24 protein-coding genes and 1 pseudogene are annotated in these 22835 nt (G+C 69.7%); 12 read left to right on the forward strand and 13 right to left on the reverse strand.

The features are described from left to right. Positions 1-253: 253 nt before the first annotated feature. The 3 genes from AB0395_RS26100 (at position 254) to AB0395_RS26110 (ending at position 3336) form a co-directional block, all read left to right on the forward strand. Positions 254-1372: a S1 family peptidase gene (locus tag AB0395_RS26100; protein ID WP_366284907.1), complete on the forward strand. Its 1119-nt coding sequence runs from the start codon at positions 254-256 to the stop codon at positions 1370-1372. An 83-nt stretch (positions 1373-1455) separates the two neighbouring features. Continuing rightward, a complete protein-coding gene (locus AB0395_RS26105) occupies positions 1456-2007 on the forward strand; it encodes a snapalysin family zinc-dependent metalloprotease (protein ID WP_366284910.1) in 552 nt (183 codons plus the stop codon). A gap of 438 nt (positions 2008-2445) precedes the next feature. Then, a complete protein-coding gene (locus AB0395_RS26110; protein WP_366284913.1) occupies positions 2446-3336 on the forward strand; it encodes a ferredoxin in 891 nt (296 codons plus the stop codon). Positions 3337-3364: 28 nt separating this feature from the next. Here AB0395_RS26110 and AB0395_RS26115 read toward each other — a convergent pair whose 3' ends face one another. Next, positions 3365-3865, reverse strand: a complete 501-nt coding sequence (locus AB0395_RS26115; protein WP_366284915.1) for a GNAT family N-acetyltransferase — start codon at positions 3863-3865, stop codon at positions 3365-3367. Between the two features lie 68 nt (positions 3866-3933). After that, positions 3934-5076 carry an FAD-dependent oxidoreductase gene (locus AB0395_RS26120; RefSeq protein ID WP_366284918.1) on the reverse strand — a complete coding sequence of 381 codons (1143 nt, stop codon included), beginning with the start codon at positions 5074-5076 and terminating at the stop codon, positions 3934-3936. A 379-nt stretch (positions 5077-5455) separates the two neighbouring features. Between AB0395_RS26120 and AB0395_RS26125 the strand changes: the two genes are divergently transcribed. Next, the gene (locus AB0395_RS26125; RefSeq protein WP_366284920.1) at positions 5456-5839 is read left to right on the forward strand and encodes a hypothetical protein; all 384 of its coding nucleotides are present in this window, start codon (positions 5456-5458) and stop codon (positions 5837-5839) included. Between the two features lie 453 nt (positions 5840-6292). Here AB0395_RS26125 and AB0395_RS26130 read toward each other — a convergent pair whose 3' ends face one another. Both AB0395_RS26130 and AB0395_RS26135 read right to left on the reverse strand, forming a co-directional pair. Then, the gene (locus tag AB0395_RS26130; protein ID WP_366284923.1) at positions 6293-6532 is read right to left on the reverse strand and encodes an ATP-binding protein; all 240 of its coding nucleotides are present in this window, start codon (positions 6530-6532) and stop codon (positions 6293-6295) included. A 282-nt stretch (positions 6533-6814) separates the two neighbouring features. After that, entirely contained in the window at positions 6815-7147 is a 333-nt protein-coding gene (locus tag AB0395_RS26135; RefSeq protein WP_366284925.1) for a hypothetical protein, read from the reverse strand. 205 nt (positions 7148-7352) lie between these two features. Between AB0395_RS26135 and AB0395_RS26140 the strand changes: the two genes are divergently transcribed. Continuing rightward, on the forward strand, positions 7353-8231 hold the full coding sequence (locus AB0395_RS26140) for a helix-turn-helix transcriptional regulator (protein WP_366284927.1): 879 nt from the start codon (positions 7353-7355) through the stop codon (positions 8229-8231). A 29-nt stretch (positions 8232-8260) separates the two neighbouring features. Further along, positions 8261-8515, forward strand: a complete 255-nt coding sequence (locus tag AB0395_RS26145) for a DUF397 domain-containing protein (RefSeq protein WP_366284930.1) — start codon at positions 8261-8263, stop codon at positions 8513-8515. Between the two features lie 631 nt (positions 8516-9146). On the opposite strand, the gene AB0395_RS26150 is transcribed toward AB0395_RS26145, so the two are convergent. The 6 genes from AB0395_RS26150 to AB0395_RS26175 form a co-directional block, all read right to left on the reverse strand. Then, positions 9147-11297: a peptidase domain-containing ABC transporter gene (locus AB0395_RS26150; RefSeq protein WP_366284933.1), complete on the reverse strand. Its 2151-nt coding sequence runs from the start codon at positions 11295-11297 to the stop codon at positions 9147-9149. Beyond that, positions 11294-11491, reverse strand: a complete 198-nt coding sequence (locus AB0395_RS26155; RefSeq protein ID WP_366284936.1) for a hypothetical protein — start codon at positions 11489-11491, stop codon at positions 11294-11296. Before AB0395_RS26155 ends, AB0395_RS26150 begins: the two co-directional genes overlap by 4 nt. Beyond that, positions 11476-12474, reverse strand: coding sequence for a TIGR04500 family putative peptide maturation system protein (locus AB0395_RS26160; protein ID WP_366284938.1), 999 nt, complete (start codon positions 12472-12474; stop codon positions 11476-11478). Before AB0395_RS26160 ends, AB0395_RS26155 begins: the two co-directional genes overlap by 16 nt. Next, positions 12471-13457: an MvdC/MvdD family ATP grasp protein gene (locus AB0395_RS26165; RefSeq protein WP_366284941.1), complete on the reverse strand. Its 987-nt coding sequence runs from the start codon at positions 13455-13457 to the stop codon at positions 12471-12473. The genes AB0395_RS26160 and AB0395_RS26165 overlap by 4 nt, the downstream gene beginning before the upstream one ends. A 132-nt stretch (positions 13458-13589) precedes the next feature. Continuing rightward, a complete protein-coding gene (locus AB0395_RS26170; RefSeq protein WP_366284942.1) occupies positions 13590-13727 on the reverse strand; it encodes a putative ATP-grasp target RiPP in 138 nt (45 codons plus the stop codon). 327 nt (positions 13728-14054) lie between these two features. Next, positions 14055-15011, reverse strand: a complete 957-nt coding sequence (locus tag AB0395_RS26175; protein ID WP_366284945.1) for a helix-turn-helix domain-containing protein — start codon at positions 15009-15011, stop codon at positions 14055-14057. Positions 15012-15358: 347 nt separating this feature from the next. Between AB0395_RS26175 and AB0395_RS26180 the strand changes: the two genes are divergently transcribed. After that, positions 15359-15820, forward strand: coding sequence for a hypothetical protein (locus AB0395_RS26180; protein WP_366284948.1), 462 nt, complete (start codon positions 15359-15361; stop codon positions 15818-15820). Between the two features lie 362 nt (positions 15821-16182). Here AB0395_RS26180 and AB0395_RS26185 read toward each other — a convergent pair. Further along, positions 16183-16343, reverse strand: a pseudogene (locus AB0395_RS26185) (transposase); the annotation flags it as partial. Between the two features lie 176 nt (positions 16344-16519). On the opposite strand from AB0395_RS26185, the gene AB0395_RS26190 reads away from it, so the two are divergent. Genes AB0395_RS26190 through AB0395_RS26205 form a run of 4 tightly spaced genes read left to right on the forward strand, consistent with a single transcriptional unit; the run spans position 16520 to position 21421 of the window. Then, positions 16520-18199, forward strand: a complete 1680-nt coding sequence (locus AB0395_RS26190) for a S8 family serine peptidase (RefSeq protein WP_366284951.1) — start codon at positions 16520-16522, stop codon at positions 18197-18199. Further along, positions 18196-19197, forward strand: coding sequence for a phosphotransferase (locus AB0395_RS26195; protein WP_366284954.1), 1002 nt, complete (start codon positions 18196-18198; stop codon positions 19195-19197). Before AB0395_RS26190 ends, AB0395_RS26195 begins: the two co-directional genes overlap by 4 nt. Then, the gene (locus AB0395_RS26200; protein ID WP_366284955.1) at positions 19194-20171 is read left to right on the forward strand and encodes a T3SS effector HopA1 family protein; all 978 of its coding nucleotides are present in this window, start codon (positions 19194-19196) and stop codon (positions 20169-20171) included. The genes AB0395_RS26195 and AB0395_RS26200 overlap by 4 nt, the downstream gene beginning before the upstream one ends. Continuing rightward, a complete protein-coding gene (locus AB0395_RS26205) occupies positions 20168-21421 on the forward strand; it encodes a lanthionine synthetase LanC family protein (protein ID WP_366284958.1) in 1254 nt (417 codons plus the stop codon). The genes AB0395_RS26200 and AB0395_RS26205 overlap by 4 nt, the downstream gene beginning before the upstream one ends. 15 nt (positions 21422-21436) lie before the next feature. On the opposite strand, the gene AB0395_RS26210 is transcribed toward AB0395_RS26205, so the two are convergent. Then, positions 21437-21664, reverse strand: coding sequence for a hypothetical protein (locus AB0395_RS26210; RefSeq protein WP_366284960.1), 228 nt, complete (start codon positions 21662-21664; stop codon positions 21437-21439). 131 nt (positions 21665-21795) lie between these two features. Here AB0395_RS26210 and AB0395_RS26215 point away from each other — a divergent pair, with 131 nt between their 5' ends. Then, on the forward strand, positions 21796-22239 hold the full coding sequence (locus tag AB0395_RS26215) for an SRPBCC family protein (protein WP_366284962.1): 444 nt from the start codon (positions 21796-21798) through the stop codon (positions 22237-22239). On the opposite strand, the gene AB0395_RS26220 is transcribed toward AB0395_RS26215, so the two are convergent. Further along, on the reverse strand, positions 22226-22801 hold the full coding sequence (locus AB0395_RS26220) for an FxsA family protein (RefSeq protein WP_366284964.1): 576 nt from the start codon (positions 22799-22801) through the stop codon (positions 22226-22228). The genes AB0395_RS26215 and AB0395_RS26220 overlap by 14 nt on opposite strands. Between the last annotated feature and the right edge of the window lie 34 nt (positions 22802-22835).

Raw genomic sequence — 22835 nt, forward strand, 5'->3', positions numbered from 1 at the left:
GCCCGCCCCGTCCCTCAGGGCCCCCCTGCCAAGCCCATAAAACCGGCCCCGTGGAGCTCTATCTCCTCGGGGTCCGCAACGCTCCGGAATCCCCCTCCTTCCGGCATAAGTCGCATGTGGATGGCACCGAATGCCCGCGGAAAAAGGCGGCCATAACGCGGTGACGTCATATCACTGAGGTAGGGATTTTTTGCCACATTCCTCACATGTGCCTCGACAAATACCTTGACAGCACCCCTCACAAGGAGTGCATATGTTGAGTAAACGCTCTCTCCTGGCCGGCGCCGCCGTCGCGGCGCTCTGTGTGGCGGCCAGCGTCTCCCCCGCCGTCGCCCAGTCCGCCCCGCTGGCCGCGCAGCCCTCCCCCTCGATGATCGAGGCACTCCAGCGCGACCTCGGCATCACCGCCGAGCAGGCGGTCACCCGGCTGGCCAACGAGGCCCGCGCCGCGAGCACCGAGGCCACCCTGACCAAGACGCTCGGCGACAAGTACGCGGGGGCCTGGCTCAACGCCGACGCCTCCCAGCTCCTCGTCGCGACCAGCGACGCCGCGACCGCCAATGCCATCAGGGCCAAGGGCGCCCAGCCCGTGGTGGTCAGCCGTACCCTGGCCCAGCTCGACGCGCTCAAGGAGCGTCTCGACCGGGCACCGGCCCAGGCGCAGGCGGGCGCGTCCCTCTGGTACGTCGACGTCCCCACCAACAGCGTCGTGGTGCTGGCCAAGCAGCAGGCGTCCGCTGACGCCCTCGTCGCGGCGGCCGGGGTCGGCGGCGACGCCGTACGGGTGCAGGTCTCCGCGGAGCAGCCCCAGACCTTCGTCAACCTCAGGGGCGGCGACCCGTACTACATCGGCGGCAGCCGCTGCAGCATCGGCTTCTCCGTCACCAGGGGGAGCACCCCCGGCTTCGTCAGCGCGGGCCACTGCGGCAGGCAGGGCCAGACCACCAGCAACCCCTCCGGTACCTTCCAGGGCTCCTCGTTCCCCGGCAACGACTACTCCTGGGTCGCAACCCCGGGGCACACCCCTCAGCCGTGGGTGAAGTCGGGCAGCAGCAACGTCATCGTCAAGGGGTCGACCCAGGCCACCGTCGGCGCCTCCATCTGCCGTTCCGGCTCGACCACCGGCTGGCGCTGCGGGACCGTCCAGCAGCACAACACCTCCGTCACCTACTCCCAGGGGACGGTGTCCGGCGTGACCCGCACCAACGTCTGCGCCGAGCCGGGTGACTCCGGCGGCTCGTTCATCTCGGGCAGCCAGGCGCAGGGCGTCACCTCGGGCGGCTCGGGCAACTGCAGCTCAGGCGGCACGACCTACTACCAGCCGGTCAACGAGATCCTGCAGGTCTACGGGCTCACGCTCAAGGTCGGCTGACCGCTCTCCTCTCCTCCCCCGCTCGTCTCCCACGAGCCACCCCCCAGGCCGAGGAGGCCCACAAAGTGGTAAGAATCCTTCGTTTGACCATCACCTTCGTCCTCGGACTCGCCTTCCTGGCGACTGTCTCCCCCGCCCAGGCGGGGACCGCGGCGAAGGCGACCTCGGGCAACGCCACCGCCGTACGAGTGCTCAAGTACGACGCCAGCCGCGCCGCCGAATTCCGTTCCGCCATCGACCAGGCGGCGCAGATCTGGAACTCCAGCGTGACGAACGTGCGCCTGGTGGCGGGCAGCCCGGCCGACTTCGTCGTGTACGCGGACGGCGGCTGGCCACGCACCCAGCCGACCAGTCTCGGCCGGGGCACGATCTGGATGGGCAGGCAGGCCACCGCGGAGGGCCACAACCCGCTGCGCATCGCGGCCCACGAGATCGGCCACGTGCTGGGGCTGCCGGACCGGCGCACCGGTCTGTGCACCGATCTGATGTCCGGCGCGAGCGCCGGCACGAGCTGCACCAACCCCAATCCGAACGCGGCGGAGAAGGCCGAGGTCAACCGCAACTTCAGGGGCTTCACCCCGGCCGTCGACTTCGGCAGGATCTACGTCGACAGCCCGGAGCTTGCGGCGCAGTAAACGGTTCCGCCGACGGCCCCTGACGGGGGTCGCGTGAGCGGGCATCGAGATCATCCGGCTGGTCCGGCAGAGCGCTCTGCCGGACCAGCCTTCGCCGTCCTCCCCGCCGCGCTCAGGCGTCAGCCACTCGTTTCACGCCTGCTGATCGCACCCGGCATTTGTTTCCATTCCGCCGCGCTCCGACCATCCGCTTCTTAACGCCTCATGTAACCGGCATTTCTCCCCAGGCTCACCGGCGAGCGCCGCCGCCTGTCATCACCGGAAACGACGGCGAGATACGGATACCCGGAAAAGCACAAGAAGTGATCCGTCTTCCTTTTTTCGTGCCCTGCGAGATATTCCTGACGGGGACGAGTCGCCGGATCTCGGCGCCTCACGGAAGTCAGGAGCATCATGGATATGTCGGCTACCTCCGCACAGGCGAAGGAGAGCGGTTCCATGGCGAAGCAACCCGGCGGCGAAGACGGCTGGTACGTGGACGACCGCTGCATGAACTGCGACGTCGCCCGGCAACTCGCCCCGGGGTTGATCGGCGAACTCGACGGTCGTTCGGTGATGCTCCACCAGCCGTACGGCGCGGCGGAGACCGGGCAGGTGCACGCGGCCGCCTTCGCCTGCCCGACCCGGTCGATCCGCCACTCATCCCAGGCGCCGGATCCGGAGGCGGACCCCTTCCCGATCGCCCTCGACGACGACGTTCACCTGTGCGGGCACAACTCCCTGCACACCGCGGGAGCCAACTCCTACCTGCTGCGCCGCCCGTCCGGGACCATGATGATGATCGACACCCCGCGCTGGGACCGTGCGCTGGCCGCACGGTACGAGACGCTGGGGCCCGTCACCGACGTGCTGCTCACGCACCGCGACCACGCCGCGCACGGCCGTCGCTACGCCGACCGCTTCAGCGCCCGCCTGTGGATCCACGAAGGCGACCTCGACGCCGCGCCGGACGCCGACCAGGTGATTCGGGGCATCGACCCGGTCGAGGTCGCCGAGAACGTCATCGCCCATCCCCTGCCCGGGCACACCCTGGGCAGCGTGCTCTACATCGCGGACGAGCGATACTGCTTCAGCGGCGACAGCTTCTACTGGTCGCGTACCACGAGGGACCTCGAAGTGGCCGAGAGCGTCACCTGGTACTCCATAGAGGAGTTGGCCGCCTCCCTGGCTCGCACGGCCGACCGCCTCCGCTTCGAGTGGCTCCTTCCCGGCCACGGCGACCGCAGGCGGCTTCCGGCCCAGGAGATGGCGCGGCGGCTGAACGGGCTCACGGCACGCGTGCAGGCGCTCCGGCCTAGGCCCGTCGACTTCTCCGCCCTGCGATGGTGAGCGCCTCGCCGGAGCGGGCGCCACGGGCTCAGCTCAGGGACTTCTCGAAACAGCGGGAGCCCGCGAGCCGCTCGTAGGGTGGGAAGAGCGGGATGGCGGTGTAACCCTCCCGCTCGTACAGCCGCACGGCGTCCGGCTGGCGGTCCCCGGTCTGCAGGATGATCCTGGAGGCGCCGAGCGCGCGGGCCGCGTCCTCGGCCGCGGCGAGCAGCGCGCGGGCCACCCCCGTGCCGCGGCGGGAAGCCGCGACGAACATCCGCTTGAGCTCCACGTCGGCGCCGAGCCTTCGCAGCGCGACGTGACCGACGGGAAGGTCCTCCGCGCCCGCGTAGGCCACGCCGGTGTAGAGCACGGTCTCCGACTCGACGCTCATGCCACGAGGCAGGTAGTCGGGCCTCTCCGCGAGCCGGTCGGCGTACCTGACGCTCATCTCCTCCGTCATCGCCCCGCGCAGCGCGACGGCCGCCTCGTCGTCCCAGCCGACCGTTCTGACCTCGATGACGTCGGTTCTCTCCGCGGATGCGGTCATCTGGCGTTTCCTGCCTTTCGCTCACCGGCCTCTCGCATGCCGTGTCCGAGGGTATTGTCCGCCACGGGTCAGCCGAGAATCCTGGCGGCCCCGAAGCCGGCGGCCAGTTCCGCTCCGGTCTCGAACCTGGAGGGCGCGAAGGCCGCGAGGCGGGGGTCGACGTCGTCGCCGATGAGCAGCCTGGCCACGTGGTCTCCCCACGCGGGGGCGAGCTTGAACCCGTGGCCGCTGGTCCCAGCGTCGACGTAGACGCGCTCGCTCACCTGCCCCGCCACCGGCTGCCAGTCGGGGCTGACGTCGTACAGCGAGGCCCAGCCACCGACGGGTACGGCCCTGCGGCGGGCAGGGGACCGCCGAGCGGCCGCGGCGGCGAGCCTGTCCGTCTCGTCGGGGGCCACGGCGCGGTCGAAGTCGTCGGGATCGGCCGGGGAGGCGGGCACCACACCGCCGACGAGATACTGGGTGCGGGGCTGCGGGGTCGAGTAGTAGCCCCCGGCGACGTCGATCAGCACGTGCGGCACGAGCCCCGCCGTGTCCGCGGGATCGTGCTCCAGGATCGCGACGACGTGCCGTTCGACGGTCAGCGGCAGGTCGACCCCGAGCGGCCGCAGCAGTGGCGCGGTCCACGGCCCCGCGGCCACCAGCAACACGCCCACATGATGCACGGATCCGTCGGCCGTCGTGACGGCCACCCCGTCCGCGCCCTCGTCGATCGCGACCACGGGCCGGTCGGAGTGGATCTCGGCTCCGTGTCCGCGGGCCGCCTCGGCGAGACCGAGCGTGGTGGCGAAGGGGTCGGCGTAACCGGCACCCGGCTCCCACACCGCGACCGCGACACCCTCGGTGTCCAGGTGGGGCAGGGCCTCGGCGGCGACGAGCTCACCGCCGATCCCGAGGCGGGCCGCCGTGTCCCTCGCGGTCAAGACGTCGTCGGGGCCGTGCAGGTAGAACGCTCCGGTACGGCGGAAGCCCGACTGTCCTCCGCCGGTCCGCTCGCCGAAGTCGGCGAGGAAGGCAATGCCGTCACGGGCCACCTCGGAGAGGAAGGCGTCGGTGTAGTAGGCCCGGCAGATGGCCCCTGACCGGCCCGTCGGCCCCGAGGCGGGGGTGCCCCGGTCGAAGACGACGGTCGAGACGCCTCTGCGTGCCAGGTGGAAGGCCGCGCTGACCCCATGGATTCCAGCTCCGATGATCCCGACGTCGTACGTCACAGCACACCACACCTCTCAAGTCACGGTTTACCCCGACAAAACACCTATTAAACAGATAGGAATACCAGACATTTCGACAACCGAACCACCCCGGCGGCCCCCCGGAGGGCACGAAAGGTCAAGGAGACCGAGGATCGCCGCGAGGAACACCTACAGAGCGACTGCGAGGAGTAAGGCGGTCATGAACCCCACCCGCCTCCTCCGGGCGTCCGATTTCATAACCCCTGACACATCTGCGGACCGCCCGCAGGGGTGCCCGGGTGCGGCGAGACAATACCGAGCCCCGCGTGTACGAATATCAATAATAATTCACATGAAAGGGTGCACATGGTATACGTAAGTCCTTGCCTCGAATATCCTCCTCAGCAGGAAAAGAGACATGACAGAAACCCCTCAAGAGCCCAACCCGACCAACCGAAAATTCTTGATCTGGTTCGCCTCTAATTTCCGAACCATCTGTTTCGTCTTCGTAGTGATCTGCGGCATCGGCAGCTTCGTGTCCGCTTACCTGAACGGGGAACCCCAGATCGCCGAAGTCGGCGACTGTATGACCGGGGCCACGACCGAGGAACTCAAAGTGGTCGAATGCGCCGACCCCGCCGCCACCCTCAAGGTCGCGGGCCGCCTCACGGACAAGGAGGAGCTGGAGTGGCGGGAGGATGGGGGGAAATCGATCTGCTCGCCCTTCCCTGGAGCGGATCAGTCCTACTGGCGCGGCGAGCCGGGCGGGAAGGGTTTCGTGCTCTGTATGGTGCCCAAGTAGCAGCCCCGCTCCACGCGGCTCGTGTTTCTCCCGCGAGACGCGAGCCGTACGACGGGCGGACCGTAGTCGCTCCCTTTCCGACCGCCCAACGCTCTGGGGGCGGCTGAAGCGATCCGCCCAGGTCAGCACAGGTTGATCGCCGTAGTCGAAGCGTCGCTTTCAAAAGAGTGCCCCACCTGCCAGCAGCTGCTACCAACCCAGGAGTCCACTCAACGGCTTACTCCTAGAACTCATCAGGAGCGCAGAGCTGAGGTGGAGGCTGCGCCCCACGGGGAAGGACCTCCCCCGTGGGGCGCCAGTTTCGATGAGACACCCGATCCCTCTGGGTGCCCCCAGGCTCCGCTCGCTCTCTCCAGCCCCCGGTGCTCTCCCGGGCGCCGGGGCGGTGAGAAGTTGAACGGGCCTGACCGGCGCCGATGGGCGGTGGGCAACCCGGATGGCCCGGTGAGCGGCTCACTGGTCGTGGTTTGTGGTGCTGTCCGGTAGGTGGAACCACACCGCGTTGCCCGTCTCGTCGTCGTGGTGGACACCCCAGCGGGCCGAGAGCAGCTCGACCATCAGCAGGCCGCGCCCTCCGTCGCCGTCCGGCGTCGCCGCCCGGACGAAGGGAAGGCTCACGGCCGAGCCGTCGTCGATGACCTCGACATGGACCACGGTGCGGGTTCGGTCGTCGGAGCCGCTGGACAGGGCCACGCACACCGTCACCGACCCGTACGGCCCCCCGCCCGGACTCGGAGTGCACGATCGCGTTGGTGACCAGCTCACTGAGCAGAAGAAGGACGTCGTCGAGAGCGGAGGCGGCGATCCTGCCGGACAGCAGGTCACGGACCCACTGACGGGCGATGGGCACCGAGGCCGGGAGGCCCGGGAAGTCGGCGTGACCGAGCGGGCGCAGGACGGCCCAGCGGGACGAGGCCGTACGGTGGCGCTCATAACGGCACATGAGCCGCGAAACCGCCGAAGGCTGGGGCGGGTTCATGCGGCGGCCGCCATGGCGATGATGTCGGCGGCGTTGTCGGCCTCGGCCCACACCCACGAGCCCGGCATCCAGATCCGCGCCCACCACGGCCGCCAGATGAACACCCATTCGCGGGCCCGGCGGATCACCACCACCCGGATCCGAGTCCGCCCCATCGAGACGACCTCCAGGATCGGCTGCCCGACCACCGGCAGCACCAGCGTGCTCCCCACCCCGATCCGATACAGATCCCGCCCCAACCGCACCAGATGATCGAATTGTTCCTGCGAGCAGCTTTCTGTCATTTGCCGGATTTCCTTCCCCGCCGTGCGGTGTGCCCGCGCATTCATGGACCCTCGAAACACTTACCGCCACATGAAACGAACCCATCGGCGATCCGTAATTGAATCGTTGCCCCGAGTGGCGAGATTTGGGTGTGCGTGGCGCCACTCTGTGTGACCATCGCCAGCGTGCTCTTGAGGTTGCCATTTGGCAACTGCCAGAAAGCAGCTGCCCGAGTTTTCCTTTTAGTGGTGCCCCAAAAGGGCATTGTCAATGAAAGCGACAAAAGTGATGAATCGCGATGGAAAGAGTCCAACCGTCAGGCGACGTCGGCTGGCCGCTGAGTTGCGGCGCATCCGCGAGGAAAGAGGGCAGACCATAGATCAGGTTGCGGAGCAGCTGGATTGGCATGCGACCAAGCTCAGTCGCTTCGAAACCGGCCGCCGCGCCATACAGCCGAGTGATGTACGGGCACTGCTTGCCGTATACGAGGTCAAGCCAGAAGAAAGCGAGGCGCTACTCGTCCTGGCGCGCGAAGCTCGGCAGCGCGGCTGGTGGCACGCCTACGGGCAAGCCGTACCCGAATGGTTCGAGGTCTACGTGGGTCTGGAGTCTGAAGCGTCGTCTCTTCACATCCACGAATGCGAGTTCGTCCCTGGACTGCTTCAAACCGAGGACTACATACGGGCGGTACACCGAGCCGCGCAGATCGGGGCTTCGGAGGAGGAGATAGACCAGCGAGTGGCCGTACGAGTCGCACGGCAAAAGATCCTCAGAGGAGACGATCCGCCGCACCTGTGGATGATCGTCAATGAGGCGGTCATCCGGCGCATGGTGGGCGGGGCCAATGTGATGCGCGACCAGCTCGCGAAGATGGTCGAAGCGGCGGACATGCCGAACGTGACGCTCCAGGTGCTTCCCTTCGCCGTTGGTGCGCATCCCGCGATGGGCGGAGGGTTTCACCTGCTCGGATTCGGATCTCCTGAGACCGATGTGGTCTACATCGAGTATCCAACAGGGACGATTTATCTGGAGAAGCAGCCAGAAGTAGAGCGATATAAGCTGATATTCGACCACTTGCGCGCCGCAGCTCTGCCGACCGAGGCGTCGAAGGCAGCCATCGCACGCGTGGCGAGTGAGCTCGCACCGTAGTGACCGGGCAAGGCAGAAAGGGATGCAGGATGACGGAGAATCACCTTGTGGACCTGTCCCGTGCGGAGTGGCGGAAAAGTTCGCGCAGCAACGGAAACGGGGGTGCTTGTGTGGAGGTCGCACGCAACCTTCCCAGGGTCGTAGCGGTGCGGGATAGCAAGGACCCTCACGGCCCGGCTCTGATCTTCTCCCCCGATGGATGGCGAGCTTTCGTCGGAGGGGTCAAAGACGGCGAGTTCGACAGCACGAACGATGTGCCCGACGGCGCGAAAGGTACGAACTGACCGTTTCCACAGGTCGACACCTTTTGCCAGCAGTTCGATGAGATTGTTGGCGTGCAGGCTGTTATGACTGGCCCTGACCGCCCCTCCGGCGGATCCGACGCGTGAGCGATGTGTGAGTACGGCTCCGCGCCGAAAGGCCTGTGCCACCTCGCGAAAACGGAAGTGGACACCGGGCTGGGGTGGGCATCGAGTGCTTCACCGAAGCTGGCGCCCCACGGGTGGGGTGGCCCTTCTTAGGTGGGGGATTTCCACCTCAGCCCTGCGCTCCTTCCAGAACGTGAGGCTTCAGCTGCGGCGATCGGCCCTGAACCGAACCTGCCACCGATTGCTTCAGCCACCACCGGAACACTGGACGGCGGGAAAAGAGAGCGACTACGGCCCGCAGGCCGTACGGCCAGGAAGCAGTGCGCGGAGGGGGGCGGGTGGTCCGGCCGGCGTCTAAAAGGACAGAAACCCCCGCGCCCGCCAGGCCGAAGGCCTGTTCTCACCAGGCCGCAACCAACGACGGCCGGCCGGACCACCCGCCCCCCGCAGCGCGAACCAACCTGAACAACCCACCCCAGCACGAACCAGGCCCCACCACAAACACCCCGCAGCACGAACCACCCCCAGCACGAACCAACCGGACACCTCAGCCCGTCATGTTGACAGCCTCCGAGGTCTGAGCGGCGACCAGGGCCGCGTACCGGCCGCCTCTGGCGAGCAGCCCGTCGTGGGTACCCCGTTCCACGATCTTCCCCTGGTCGACCACCAGGATGAGATCCGCGTCCTTCACGGTGCTCAACCGGTGAGCGATCACGATCCGTGTCTGAGTCAGCCAGCCGAGGTTCGCCTCGATGCGCGCCTCCGTGGTGCTGTCAAGGTGACTGGTCGCCTCGTCGAGCAGCAGGACCTTCGGCCGGGACAACAGCGCGCGAGCGAGCGCGAGCCGTTGTTTCTGCCCGCCGGACAGGCCGCCCCCCTCCATGAGCAGGGTCTCGTACCCCATGGGCATCGCGCTGATCTCATCGTGCAGGCAGGCGAGCTCGGCGGCCTGGATGACCCGCTCCATCGGCGCGTCCGGCGCGTTGAGCGCGATGTTCTCCCTGATCGACCCGGTGAACAGCGACGGCTCCTGCGTGACCACGCCGAACTGGCGCCTCAGCGAACGGAGGTTCAGCTCCGACAGCGGCACCCCGTCGTAGCTGAGCTGCCCCTCCGACGGGGTGTGCAGCGCCAGCAGCAACCGGGCCAGAGTGCTCTTGCCCGCTCCCGACGGCCCCACCAGGGCGATCTTCTGTCCCGGGCTGATCGACACCGAGATGCCGCGAAGCGTCCACGGCCCGCGCGGGTCGTGCCGGAAGCCGACCCCGTGCAACTCGACCGATCCGCGAAGCCTGAGCACCTCGATGCCCGCGGTCGGCTCCGGCTCGGAGGCGAGGATGTCCGACAGCCGGTCGAAGTGCGCCCCCGCCTGCTGGAGCCCCTGCAGGCTGGCCATCAGCGAGCCGATGGGGGTCAGCGCGGCGGAGGCGAGGGCGTTGAGCGCGAGCAGCGCACCCAGGGTCAGCTCCCCGTCGAGGACCCGCCACGCGCCGACCCAGAGCAGTGCAAGCGGGGCCAGCAGGCGCAGGGTCCCGAGAGCGGCCTCGAGGAGTCCCTGGGCCAGGCCGCCCCGCATGTCGGCGTTCAGCTGGGTGGTGAAGTGCCTCGACCACTGCTCGACCGCGCGGTGCTCGGACCCCGAGGCCTTCAGCGTCTCGATGCCGCCGATGGCCTGGACGAGCTGACTCTGGGTCGCGGAGAAGGCGCTGAGCTCCTCCTGGGTGAGAAGGCCGACCTTGCGCGCCGTGGCCAGCAGCAGCAGCACCTGCGTCGCCGCGAAGGCGAGCAGGCAAAGACCGAAAACCGTGTCCCAGCTGAAGACGAGGATCAGGTATCCGACGGCGAGCGGCCCGTCGAGCAGCGCGGACAGGACCTGGCCCGTGAGCATGTCCCGCAGCACCGCCACGCTTCCCGCGCGCGTCATCAGGTCGCCCTTGCCGCGTAACGCGAAGTAGCGGTACGGCAGGGCGACCAGGTGGGAGACCACACCGCCGGTCAGCTCGGCGTCGGCGCTCGCTCTGATGGCGACCAGCAGGACGGAACGGAGATATCCGACCGCGAACTGGGTCGCGGCGGCGAGCACCAGCCCGGCGCCGATCAGGGTCAGCAGTCCCTGCGCTCCCGCGGGCAGGACCCGGTCGACCAGCGCCTCGGAGAAGAACGGCAGCGCGAGGCCGAGCAGTTGCAGCAGCAGTGACGTCAGCAGCACCTGGGCGAGCAGGCCCTTCCTGCGCACCAGCAGCGCCCGGACGAACCGGCGGCGCCAGGCGGCGCCCGCGGTCGAACGGCCCCGCGTGAAACCGGGTCCCGGCTCGAAGGCGAGCAGCACGCCGGTGAAACCCTCGTCGAACTCCTCTGGGGTGAGCCTGCGGCGGCCACGGCCGGGATCGACGATGTCGACCCGGTCCTCCGCCCAGCGCTCCACGACCACGAAGTGCTTGAACTCCCAGTGCACGATCGCGGGCATCGGCACCCGGGCCAGGTCGGCCGGGGCCAGCGAGAAGGCCCGCGACGTGAGCCCGCACTCGACGGCCCCCTCCCGCAGTGCCTTGGCGCTGAGGCCGTCCCTGCCGATCTGGAGCCGGTCGCTGATCTCCTGCAGCGAGACACGCCGGCCGTGGTAGGACAGCACCATCGCCAGGCAGGCGGCCCCGCACTCGGTCGCGGTGTTCTGCAGCACGACGGGCACGCGCCTCATGCCCCGGCTCCCATCTGTCCCCACAGCAGCAGGGCGAACGCGATCCCGGCGGCCAGCAGCAGCACGACGACCGCCCACAGCGCGACCAGCGTGCCCGTCCTGACCGTCAGCGGGACGTCCTCGCGCCTGGCCGAGTTCCGGTAGCGGCGCAGGGACTCCTCACGGTAGATGCCGCCGCTCACGACCAGTGCCATTCGATCGAGGCCTGGCCGCGCCGCCCGGCCAGCCATTCGGAGAACGCGACCCGTCCCGCGGCGGCCAGTGTCCGCTCGTCCGGCCTCGCGGCCGTACGGGTCAGGACGACTCCGGCGAGGAAGGCGCCGCCGTACGGCACGGGGCCGACCACGGCCTCCGGCGCGGCGTCGCGGAGCGGTTCGGGAAGCTCGAAGGCCAGGCGCTCGGCGATCGTCGTCTCGGCGCCGTCCGCCGCCGCGAGAGCGGCGAGACCTCCGTCGTGGATCCGCGCGAGGTCCCCGGCACGGGCGGCGACACGGCTCTCGGGCCCGGTTACCCAGATCGCGCGTACCAGGTCGAACGTCCGGGGATCCGCCTCGAGGCGGGCCGGTCCGAGTTCGGCCTCTTTTCGCCGCCGGAAGCCCCTGCGCCGGGCTATGCCGCGAATGTAGGTCTCGAACTGCTGCGGCGTCATGCCCATCTCGGCCAGCCAGGCCAGCATCGCGGTGCGATCGTGCAGGCCCCGGCCCCTGCGGAACTCGTCGGCCGCGGCCTGCAGGTCCTCGTCGCCGACCGGCTCGGTCTCGTTCTGGACCTCGTTGAGGATCAGGCACTGGTCGACGATCTCGTCGTGCGGGGTGGTGTCGCGGCGCGACAGTGATTTGATCATGGTCAACGCCTGGGCGACCGACAGGTGCACCTCGTCGACGCTGACGAGCTGGCCCGCCGCCCAGTGCGTCGAGTGGTCGATCAGCCAGGGCACGCCGTCCTCCGCCTGCGCGGTGAGGGCGACCGTCCCGCCCTCCGGGTCCTCGACCAGGAGGTCGAAGTCGATAACCGGGGTACCGGGCCGCTCGTCGACGACGAGCTGGGCCCGCAGGCCCGGGTGGTCCTGGGCCCACGTGGCGACGGCCCGCCTGGCCTCCTCGACGTGGGCGCGGCGGCGGGGCAGGCCACGCAGCAGTCGCACGCCGGACTCGAGCGCGGTCGCGAAATCACTCATGATCCATCCTTGGTCTCCGCCTCGGCGAGCCAGTCGGCGATCGCGTCGGCGATGGGCAGCCCCGTGCGGTGCTCGACGAACCCCCAGGCGCCGTTGGGGTTGATCTCCAGGAACACGTACTCCCCCTCCGGGGTGAGGATGAGGTCGATCGCCCCGTAGGACAGGTCCAGCGAGGCGACCAGATCGGCGCACCCGCGTTCCAGCTCGGCGGGAAGCCGGTGCTCGCCGTACCGCACCCGGTCGTCGTCGTAGTGCCGCCAGTCGTCCCTGGCCGTGCGCGACGCCTGCGAGTCGATCTCCACGGCGAAGACCCGCTCGCCGACCACGATCACGCGGAGCTCGAGCGCCTTGGGAACGTACGGCTGGAGGATGACCGGCTCGTGCCTCAGCCGGTGGCGCGAGGTGAGGTGCCGCCGGGTGAGAACGGTGGTGTAGGTGCGGTGGTCGGCGCCGTCGAGGGTGAACTCGCCGGAGTTGATCTGCTTGGCGATGAGGTCGCCCCCGGCCCGCTCGTAGGCGGGAAGCAACTCGAGCGGGTCGTTGGTGTAGACGGTCTCCGGTACCGAGAAGCCGAGGGCGGCCGCCCGCGCCATATGAATGATCTTGTTGTGCGCCCTGCGTTCCGTCTCCCTGCGCGAGGGCAGCCAGCGGGCGGGCGCGAGTTCCCAGGCCCCGTCGAGCAGGAACTCCGCCTGCCAGACCGCGTGGCGGCGGTGGGAGGGCTCGGTGACGTTCTCCGCGGGCGTGGGCGGGTTCGGGCGGCGCCGCCACACCGCGCGCACCTCGGCCAGGTCGAGCGGCCCCGCGCCCGTCCCGGTGTCGAGCACGACCCGGTGGCCTTCACGGGTGAAGGCGGCGGTGAGGCTGCCGGTGGCGGGGAAGTCACCCGGATCCCACCAGGTCACCGGCACCCCGCGCCGCCTCAGCTTGGGCAGCACCATCTCGACCGCGTCGTCCTGCCGGTCGCTCAGTATCAGGATCATGTCACCTCGTCGCGGAAGAAGCGGCCTGGCGGGAGTTCCCGCGTCATGTCGAACCGCCGGCCGGACACTCGCCCGGCCGGCGGATGGATCATCGAGGGAACGGCGAGGCGGGCGAGCCCGTCTCGCCGCCTGTCACACCTCCCACTCGGCGGGGCGGCCCTTGGTGTACCAGGTCACGTGCCAGCGACCGCCGGAGATCTCGCCCAGCTCGGCCTCGGACAGCTCCGCCCCCTCGAACGGCAGGTCCTCAAGGCTGATCTTGCTCTGCATGATCGTCCCCCCCTTTTCCGTGCCCGGGCGCGGCGATCTCCGATGACCGCCGCGTCCCGGTTGCTGTGCTTACGGAAAGGACGCTAGGGACCGTCTCTTGTGATCATCTGGCGGATGACTTGCGAACCACTGGAGCAGCCGGAAACCGGCCGGTCAGGGCCGTTTCGGTGGTCTCTCGCACGGCCCCCAGAGCTCATTGGGTGTTTCGGGCAAGGGCCTGCCTCCTCCGCGGCGTCGCCCGCGCGCGACGGCTTGGGCGGCAGGCCCGAGCGGGCGCCGTATGACCGGACTCTGGTACGTGACCGCGGTCAAGGCGGTCAGCCTCTGTCATCCGGCCGAGGCATGCCTTCGGTATTCGCCCGGGGGCATTCCGTATGCGAGGCGGAACGCCCGGTTGAACACCACGCTGTCCGCGAAACCCCACCCTGCGGCGATCTCGGCGACGCTGCGGCCGGCCTGGCGGCCGTCGGTCAGATCGGCGCGACAGCGCTCCAGCCGTTGCGCGCGGATGTACCTGCCGACGGACTGTTCCTCCTGCTGGAAGAGGTGATGCAGGTAGCGCACCGAGATGTGATGGGCCGCGGCGATCAAGCCCGGGGACAAGTCGGGGCGGTCGAGGTGGTGTTGCACGAAGGACTTGATCTGCCGTACCAGCGCCTGCCGGCGGGTCTGTGGTGACACCGTGCGGGATGTGTCGGTCACCGCGGACAGGAAGACGGTCGCCAGGTCGACGGCCACCGTCTCCAGCCGGGCACAGTCTGCGGACTCCAGGGCCAGCCCCTGCTGCAGGAGTTGTTCCAGAAACCGGCCGAGCAACGCCGCCGAGCCCCGCTGAGAGGGGAACGGCCGGACTGCCCGGTCGCGCAGTAGCCGCTCGGGCAGCGGTATCACCCTGCGCGGCAGGTACAGCGTGACCGTGCGCGCCAGGCCGCCCTGGTGCAGGATCTGGGACTGAAACGGCCGGGAGGTGTCGTGGACGATCAAATCGCCGACCGTCAGCGGGGCGCGATCGCGGCCCTGCTCAAACCACATCGAACCGCTGCGGACCAGCGTCAGCATCCACAGCTCCGGATCGGAGCGCCGGATCAGCCGAGGGGTGCGCACCGATCTCATGCCGTCGCACTCCGGCGCCCCCAGCAGGACCGATCCGAGCTGCAGCATCCTCACCGACGCGTGGAAGTCGTCGGTCCGGTCACTACTGAGCTCGGTGGGAAGCAGCTGCCGGGCGGTCAGGTCGCGCCACCAGTCGAAACGTTCGGCGGCCGGCACCTCTGAATCGCTCATCTCGATCACACCGCACTCTCCTCACCCGATTGCGCTCCATGACAATGATTGCGCACCGGTGGTCAACAGATATTGCACATGACCTTTATAAGATGCTCGTGAACTGAATTTAAGCCGCACGCGAGACATCCGGGAAAAGATGGCTACGCCCGAACCGGAAAACGGAAGGGCCTGCGCCATCGAAGCGCAAGCCGAAGTCGCCGCTTGATCAACGTTTAAAGGTCGGCCCGTAACCTCACCTTCCTCCGTCGCCGGTGACGGCGACACCGGGTGAGAGAGAAGTTATTTTCCCTCAAACGGAACGGAAACAAGCCGTGAAATCATCGAGCCGGAAAGTCTCCTACGCCGTGATCACGCTGCTCGCGATCGCGGTTATGACCAGCCAGACCACGACAGAAGCCACCGTCGCGGCCCCGGCCGCGCAGACCACGGCGCCCCCCGCCCAAGCAGCACCGACCGCGCGCAGCAAGGTCTCGACTCACACGAGCGCAGCGCGCTGGTACACCCAACGGAACGAGACGTTGGGCCCGGGCAAGAACCTGAAGGCCACGAAGTGGTCGCGGCTCCCGGGTGTCCGCGTGATGCAGGTCAAGGCCCGCTGCTGGGGCAACGACTCGCAGATCAAGGTCGGCCTCTGGTTCTGGCGCAGCTCCTGGCCCCACGAGAAGGTTGCCAAGTCCGGCAAATGGGCCTGCAACGGCAATTACGGCATCGTCCGCATCTACAACGCCGGGCATTCGGACTACTGGGCGTCCTTCTCTCTTAACAAGAAGCACACCGTCGAATACTGGGTGCAGTATTACAAGTAAGTATTGGGCGCAATACTACAAGCTACAAGTAACCTGTGAGGTTTGAGGTTCCCCCGTGGAGTTGGACACCTGGACACTGGGACGTGAGCCCCGGGGAGAGCAGAGCCAGGGGGAATCGAAAGCAAGATGAGCAGCAGACACACCGATGAGCTCCGGCCCTGCGGAATGCGACCGGAGGCTCCGAGCCGCTGCCCACCGTCATCCTGCCGGCCCGGGGAACCGGCACCTTGACCGGAAACATCGTCGCCGGACGGCTGGCCGACCGGCACAACCCCGCACACGTGCCGACCGGGACCCTCATCATCACCGCCGTCGCCCTGGCCCTCACCCCGGCGGCGCCCCTCCCCGCTCACCGGGCCTACGTACCGTTCCGGAACGTCGCGCCAGGCCATACCGGTGCGGATTTTCCACACGATGCCGTTGAGGACGCGTCGGTCGTCTTCCCGGGGCGTCCCGTCCGGCCGGATGAGAGAGGCTCGCGAGGCTTCTCCCACTCCTGGTCTGCGAGTCCATGGCGGCGGATCACCTGAGGATGATCTCGCACAACCTAGATCACTTTGGGGACAGGCCCTAGGGAAACCCCCGGGTCCGTCCCCGGGGCGGCGTGGCCGTGACGCCTCCTAGCGTGAGATCACCCTGACCGCACGAATGTAGACCGGCCCCGCAGCGGACGGCTGTGGGGCGGCGAACGGAGGCGTTGTGCCACCGAACAACGACGGCAACGGAACCCCGGGCGAACCCCTCACCGTGTTCGGAGGGGGCTCGGACGACATCATTCCCGGCGAGGTGGTCCTCAGGCTCAAGCCGGAGACCGCGGGCGCCCTCACGGTGAGCGTGCCGACCGGCCCCTCCAGAGGGGGACAGGGCTTCGCCTCGGACTTCGGCGTCTCCGGACTCGACAGCGTGCTCGCCGACCTCGGCACCCGGTCGATCACCGCCGTGCACACCCCGGCCCCGCCCAGCGCGGAGCAGGGCTTCGCGGTCGCCCGGGACTTCACCCCGCTGTCCTCGACCTACAAGGTCCGTTTCGACCCCGCCAACCCCGTCACGGAGGCGGTGGAACGGCTCGCGTCGCTGGACGAGGTGGAGACGGCGGAGCCGAACCGCTACCGCGAGAGCTATGTGATCCCCAACGACCCGAGCTATGCGCAGCAGTGGGGCCTCGCGAAAATCAACTGCCCGGAGGCGTGGAACGTGACGACGGGGAGCCCCGGCGTCACGGTCGCGGTCGTCGACACGGGCGTCGACCTCAACCACCCCCAGCTCGCTCCGCTGCTGCGCCCGGGACGCGACCTGGTCGACTGGGGCCCGAACCCGGCCGTTCCCTCTCCCTGGGTGCTCGAAGGCGACTTCGCCGGGGTCGACGACGACCCGCAGGACGAGGTGGGCCACGGCACGCACGTCGCGGGCACGATCGCCTGCCTGAGCAACGACGGCACCGGGGTCGCGGGCGTGACCTGGCAGTGCAGGCTCCTGCCGGTGCGGGTGCTGGTCCGCGCCCGCAACACCGTCACGGGGCGCGTCAGCGGCATCGGCAGCTCGGCCGACATAGCCGCCGGGATCAGGTGGGCGGCCGACAACGGGGCGCAGGTGATCAACCTCAGCCTGGGCGGCTCGACCGACACGACCGTGGAGCGGGACGCCATCGCCTACGCCGTCGGCCGCGGCGTCGTGGTGGTCGCGGCGATGGGCAACGACGGCACCGGCAACCCGAGCTATCCCGCCGCCTACCCGGACGTGATCGCGGTCGGCGCGGTCGACTCAACGGACAAGCGCGCGCCGTTCTCCCAGACCGGGACGCACATCGACGTGGCCGCCCCCGGCGTGAACGTGCTGAGCACCTACTGGGACGACACCTACGCCTCCCTCAGCGGAACCTCGATGGCCTCCCCGCACGTCGCGGGACTGGCCGCGCTGATCCTGTCCGCCAACTCCGCGCTCTCCTCGGCGCAGGTCGGCCAGATCATCCGCGACACCGCCCGGCCCCTGCGCGACGATCCCGCCGACCCGGTGCCGAACGACCGCTACGGAAGCGGGCTGATCGACGCCAAGGCCGCCCTCGAGCGGGCCCGTCCGGTGCCGCCCTCACGGTTGGTCGTCGTGTGCCCCACACGGACCGTTCTGTGCCCCAGTCTGGCCATAATCAGCTGCCCCACACATATCGTCTGCCCCACGCAGATCGTCATCACGTGCCTGCGGTCGTTCCCGGTGCTCTGCCCCACGCGGACCGTCCTCGACTGCTCGCCCGTCTCGATCCGGCTGTGCCCGCCGACCCTCCAGTGCGGCGGACCCGGCGACCCTGGCCGTCCCCTGGAGACGGACTTCCAGCAGTACGACCCCTACGGGTACGACCCCTACGGAATGGGCTACACCCCATGACGTCCGCCCCTGCCACCCCTGCCTGGCGTGAGCCGCCCTCCCCCGCGCGGGCACTGGCCGCGGCGGGGGTTGTGGCCGACGCCCCCGAGGTCGCCGACCTCTCCCGATCCCACAGCGTCCACCTGCTCGCCGTACCCGGCGGGCAGGCGTACGCCGTCAAACGGCTGCGGCGGGAGGCGTGGGAGAGGGGCCGCAGCCTCGGCGCGGAGCTCTTCGTCTACCGTCTCGCGAGCTGGAGCGGCGTTCTGGCCGAGGTGCTCCCCCAGGCACTGATGATCGACGAGCGGCACCAGGTCCTCGTCCTGCGGGCGGCGGGCCGCTCCCCCGCCGTGGCGACCCCCGAACTGGCCCGGTCCCTTGGCTCGCTCGTGGCGAGCTGGCACACGGCGACCTCGGGGGTCCCCGCCCCCGCCCTCGCCTCAGCCGGCATCCTGTACCTGCCGGGCACGGCCCCCGAGAACTGGGGGATCAGAACGCAGGCCGCCGTGGAACTCGGCGGCCTGGTGGCCGCCGACCCCGCGCTGCCCGGTCTCCTGGAGGCGGGGGCCGCCGCCTGGCGTCCCCTGTGTCTCGTGCACGGCGACCTCAAGTGGGACAACTGCCTCGTCGAGGAGGGCGGGGCGGGTGTGAAGGACAGGTTGCGCGTCGTCGACTGGGAGCTGTCCGGCTTCGGGGACCCGGCCTGGGACGTCGCCTCCGTGATCGCCGAGCATCTCGCCGTCCACCGGGAGGCGGAGCCGTACGAGACGCTCGAATCACCCGTCATATCCGCATTTATGCGCTCTTATGCCATCGGTTCGTCGCTGATGAAGCACGACTTCGAACGGCGCTGCGCGCTCTTCACCGTTGCCAGGCTGATCCACCTCGCGCTGGAGCAGGCCGAGCACGCCGGTGAGGCCGGGATGGCCGGGGTAGCCGACCCGACCGTCGACGTGGCACGGCGGCTCGGGGCCGACACCGACCGGCTCACCACCCTCCTGAGCGGGATGTGCCGATGAGATCTCCCGATGACGCGCGGACCGCACTGGACCCGCCGACCCACTTCCTCGAACCCGACGTGCTGGCCGCTCTGGACCGGCTGGCCGCTCTCGTCGAGCCCCTGGACGGCGAGTTCGCGAGGGTCGCGGGGACGACCGTATGCCTGACCTCGGACGACGCGCGGGAACGGCTCGCCGACGAGCTGTACCGCGGCTGGTACACCGCCTCGCCGTCAGGCGTGCAGCCCCTGCTCTCCCCTCGCTGGGACGGCGACCTGACCTCCCTGCTGCGGGCCGCGCACGCGGGGGCGGAGCTGTTCGACCCGGGCTGGACGGTCGTCTCCGCGGCTCCCGGCGGTCACTGCCACGTCTCCAAGAACGGCCACGGGCGATCGGTGCAGCCGGGAGAGTACGTCTCGCCGCTGCGCCCCGGTGCGCCGCCCGCCCCGGGTGAACGCGTCGACGTCGTGCGCAGGCATGACTGGACCGACGAGGAGACGGGTTTCTGGTGCGCCCAGTTCCTCGAGGAAGCGCCGGAGGCGCCGTTCGGGCGCGCCTACCTCAATGTAGCCCCGGGCACGGTGGCACCGGTGCTGCGCGCGGTCACCGAGGCGCTCGAACGCGACGCCCTCCCCTACTCGCTCAAGTGCCCCGCGTCGGCGGAGGCCTACGACAGGGTGGACAGCCTGGTCCTCTATCACGGACGCGACCACGAGGACCGGATCCTGGCGCTCCTGACCGAGGTCCATGGCACGATCGGCTCGCTGCTCGGCCCGCCGGTGCCTCCGCTGACCCGGCGCGTCGCCCCCGGCATGGCACAGGCCCACGACCCGAAGGACGGCGGCAGCTTCGGGCAGAGCAGGTGCCGGGCGCTGGCCGGTGGCCTGCTCAACGCCCTGCGCGGGAACACCGACCGCCCGCGGATCCTGGCGTCCCTGGTCGAAGGCCTGCACGCCGCGGGGATCGACCCCCGCACCCCCTGGAGGACGCCGTGAACCCGTTCGTCGAGTCCGCCATGGCCATCGCGCACCGGCTGGCCGAAGAGGCGCTGCCCGCGCCCTCCGGCGTGCGCTGGCAGGGCGCCACGGTCACCGGCACCGAGGAGAACCCGCGCATCGAGCACGGCGACACCGGCGTCGACCTGTACAGCGGCGCCGCGGGCATCGGCCTGTTCCTCGGCCACGCCTCGCGATACGACGAAACGGGCCGCCTGGCCCGTCTCTCCCGCGAGGCGATCACCCACGCCCTGTCCCAGGCGCGCGCCCTCGCGGAAACCGGCAGACTCGGGCTCTACGACGGCGTCACCGGGGTCGCCGTCGCGGCGCTGTCCGTCGGCCTGCGGCTGTCAGACGCCGAACTGGTCACCGCGTCCGCCGAGCTCGCCCGCGCCGTCGCGCGGGAGCCCGCCGACGTCGCGGGCGAGCTGGGGCCCGACCTCATCGGCGGAGTGGCGGGCATCGTGCTCGGCCTGCTGCACATCTACCGCCACACCGGGTGTCCCGAACTGCTCACCGCCGCTGTGGCCGCCGCGCGAGAACTCGCCGCGTGCGCCTCGGCGGAGCCGTGGGGCAGTTCGTGGGGCCTGTGGGACTCGGGCGAGGGGGGACCGAACCTGACCGGCCTGGCCCACGGCACCGCGGGGGTGGCCCTCGCGCTGCAGGAGGCGGGGACGCTGGCGGACGATCTCCCGCTCCTCGAAACAGCCGTCGCGGCGATGCGCTACGAGCGCGGATGGTACGCGGTCGCGCACCGCAACTGGCCCGATCTCAGGCGGTCCGCGACGCGGGACGGCCACCGGCCCGCCTATCCGATCTTCTGGTGCCACGGCGCGGTGGGAATCGGGCTCGCCAGGCTGCGGGCCTACCAGCTCACGGGCGACACCCTCGCACTGGCGGAGGCCTCGGCCGCGATCCAGGCCACCCGCGACCTCACCGTCAGGGTGGGAACGGCGCTCCGGCGGGAAGAACCGGCCGACATGTCGCTGTGCCACGGACTGGCCGGGGCCGCCGAGCTGTTCCTCACCGCGGCCAGGGTGCTGAACAACGGCGATCACCTGCGCGCCGCGAGGAACGTCGGCCACATCATGCTCGGGCACCGGGACCTGGCCGACGGCTGGCCGTGCGGCATAGCGGGCGCGGGCGAGGTCCCCGACCTGCTCCTCGGCCTCGCGGGCATCGGCCTGACCATGCTCAGGCTGCACGAGCCCGACGCGACCATGTCCGCCTCGCCGACGGGCTGGTCGTAGGCGGGGAGACGGCTGTCAGCCGCTCCTGAGGACGTCCGGCTCGGCGTACGCGACTCCCTCGAGCCGTCCCGCCCTGGCCGCCGCCTCCCGTGAGCCGACGGCGTCGGGAAACAGCGCGACGAGCACGCCGGGAAGCTCGACGCGGGGCGGGAGGACGTCATCCGCCCCTGCCTCCAGCAGTCGTTCGACGACCTGACCGGGCTCGGTGCCTCCGGCCAGCCCAACCACGATTCGGATGCCCATGGCCGTATCATCCGCCCACCGCCGCGCGGGCGCGACCGGCCGCCGCCCTTTTCCCGCCGCCTCGTGCGAATCGTGCGCCGGGAGGCGCGCCGAGGTTTCGGCGACACGCTTGCCTGGGGAGGGATCGGGAGGTGAGTCACTCCCGCATCAGCGTCGCCGTGAACGCGGCGGCCAGCCCCGAGCGGGTTTTCGCCGTGCTGACCGACTGGCCGAGACACGACGAGTGGATGATCCTGACCAGTGCCCGTGTCACCGAGGGGGACGGCCGCAGCGCGGGAAGCAGGCTGGCGGCCTTCAGCGGGGTCGGCCCCTTCGGGTTCCTGGACACCATGGAGATCACCCGATGGGATCCGCCGAACACCGTGGCGGTCAGGCACACCGGCAGGCTGGTGCGCGGAACCGGCGTCTTCCACGTGCTGCCCCGCGCGGGCGGCGGCAGCTCGATCCTCTGGAAAGAGGAGCTGGACCTGCCGTTCGGCCCCGTGGGGCGGCTCGGCTGGCCGCTGGCCAGACCGTTGAGCGCGGTGCTACTGCGGCGCTCGCTGCGTCGCCTGGCCGACCTCAGTGCCCTGTGAGGTCACGTCGGGAGTCATGGGCTCCCGGGGTGTCCTGCTCCTCGCGGATGACCTCGCCGTGGATGACGGGGCCGGAGCCCCTGCCCTGGCCGCGCATCGCGTCGAAGGGCGACCCCGTTTCCCCGAAGGGGGAACCGGCCGGGCCCCGGCCGCCGAACGGCGAGCCGAGGCCTGGACCCGCGGCCGTCCTGGCGAGCGCGCTGACCCTGCGGGCGAGGAACCACGCGCCCAGCCTGCGGACCAGCGGCCTGGTGAAGGGCAGGATGCACAGGAAACCCACGATGTCGGTGACGAACCCGGGGGTGAGCAGCAGCGTGCCGCCCGCGACGATCATGGCGCCGTCGGCGAGCTCGCGGTCGGGCATCCGACCGCTCTGCAGCGCGGCCTGCAGATTCCGCCAGGCCCTGCGGCCCTCCCTGCGGACGATCCAGGCACCGAGCAGGCTGTCGGCGAGCAGGAGGGCGACCGTGGGCCAGCCGCCGATGACCTGACCGACCTGGATGAGCACCCAGATCTCCAGGACCGGGACCACCAGGAAGAGCAGGAACAGCAGTAAGCGCATCTTTTCCTCGACTCACACGACAGCCGTACGACAG

The organism is Streptosporangium sp. NPDC051023 (assembly GCF_040689595.1).
Taxonomy (GTDB): Bacteria; Actinomycetota; Actinomycetes; order Streptosporangiales; family Streptosporangiaceae; genus Streptosporangium.

Bases quoted from the DNA above. Each gene is read 5' to 3' on its own strand.
- AB0395_RS26100 (WP_366284907.1), top strand. From the start codon at position 254: ATGTTGAGTAAACGCTCTCTCCTGGCCGGCGCCGCCGTCGCGGCGCTC.
- AB0395_RS26110 (WP_366284913.1), top strand. From the start codon at position 2,446: ATGGCGAAGCAACCCGGCGGCGAAGACGGCTGGTACGTGGACGACCGC.
- AB0395_RS26115 (WP_366284915.1), bottom strand. From the start codon at position 3,865: ATGACCGCATCCGCGGAGAGAACCGACGTCATCGAGGTCAGAACGGTC.
- AB0395_RS26125 (WP_366284920.1), top strand. From the start codon at position 5,456: ATGACAGAAACCCCTCAAGAGCCCAACCCGACCAACCGAAAATTCTTG.
- AB0395_RS26135 (WP_366284925.1), bottom strand. From the start codon at position 7,147: ATGAATGCGCGGGCACACCGCACGGCGGGGAAGGAAATCCGGCAAATG.
- AB0395_RS26140 (WP_366284927.1), top strand. From the start codon at position 7,353: ATGAAAGCGACAAAAGTGATGAATCGCGATGGAAAGAGTCCAACCGTC.
- AB0395_RS26145 (WP_366284930.1), top strand. From the start codon at position 8,261: ATGACGGAGAATCACCTTGTGGACCTGTCCCGTGCGGAGTGGCGGAAA.
- AB0395_RS26150 (WP_366284933.1), bottom strand. From the start codon at position 11,297: ATGAGGCGCGTGCCCGTCGTGCTGCAGAACACCGCGACCGAGTGCGGG.
- AB0395_RS26155 (WP_366284936.1), bottom strand. From the start codon at position 11,491: ATGGCACTGGTCGTGAGCGGCGGCATCTACCGTGAGGAGTCCCTGCGC.
- AB0395_RS26160 (WP_366284938.1), bottom strand. From the start codon at position 12,474: ATGAGTGATTTCGCGACCGCGCTCGAGTCCGGCGTGCGACTGCTGCGT.
- AB0395_RS26165 (WP_366284941.1), bottom strand. From the start codon at position 13,457: ATGATCCTGATACTGAGCGACCGGCAGGACGACGCGGTCGAGATGGTG.
- AB0395_RS26170 (WP_366284942.1), bottom strand. From the start codon at position 13,727: ATGCAGAGCAAGATCAGCCTTGAGGACCTGCCGTTCGAGGGGGCGGAG.
- AB0395_RS26175 (WP_366284945.1), bottom strand. From the start codon at position 15,011: ATGAGCGATTCAGAGGTGCCGGCCGCCGAACGTTTCGACTGGTGGCGC.
- AB0395_RS26195 (WP_366284954.1), top strand. From the start codon at position 18,196: ATGACGTCCGCCCCTGCCACCCCTGCCTGGCGTGAGCCGCCCTCCCCC.
- AB0395_RS26200 (WP_366284955.1), top strand. From the start codon at position 19,194: ATGAGATCTCCCGATGACGCGCGGACCGCACTGGACCCGCCGACCCAC.
- AB0395_RS26210 (WP_366284960.1), bottom strand. From the start codon at position 21,664: ATGGGCATCCGAATCGTGGTTGGGCTGGCCGGAGGCACCGAGCCCGGT.
- AB0395_RS26220 (WP_366284964.1), bottom strand. From the start codon at position 22,801: ATGCGCTTACTGCTGTTCCTGCTCTTCCTGGTGGTCCCGGTCCTGGAG.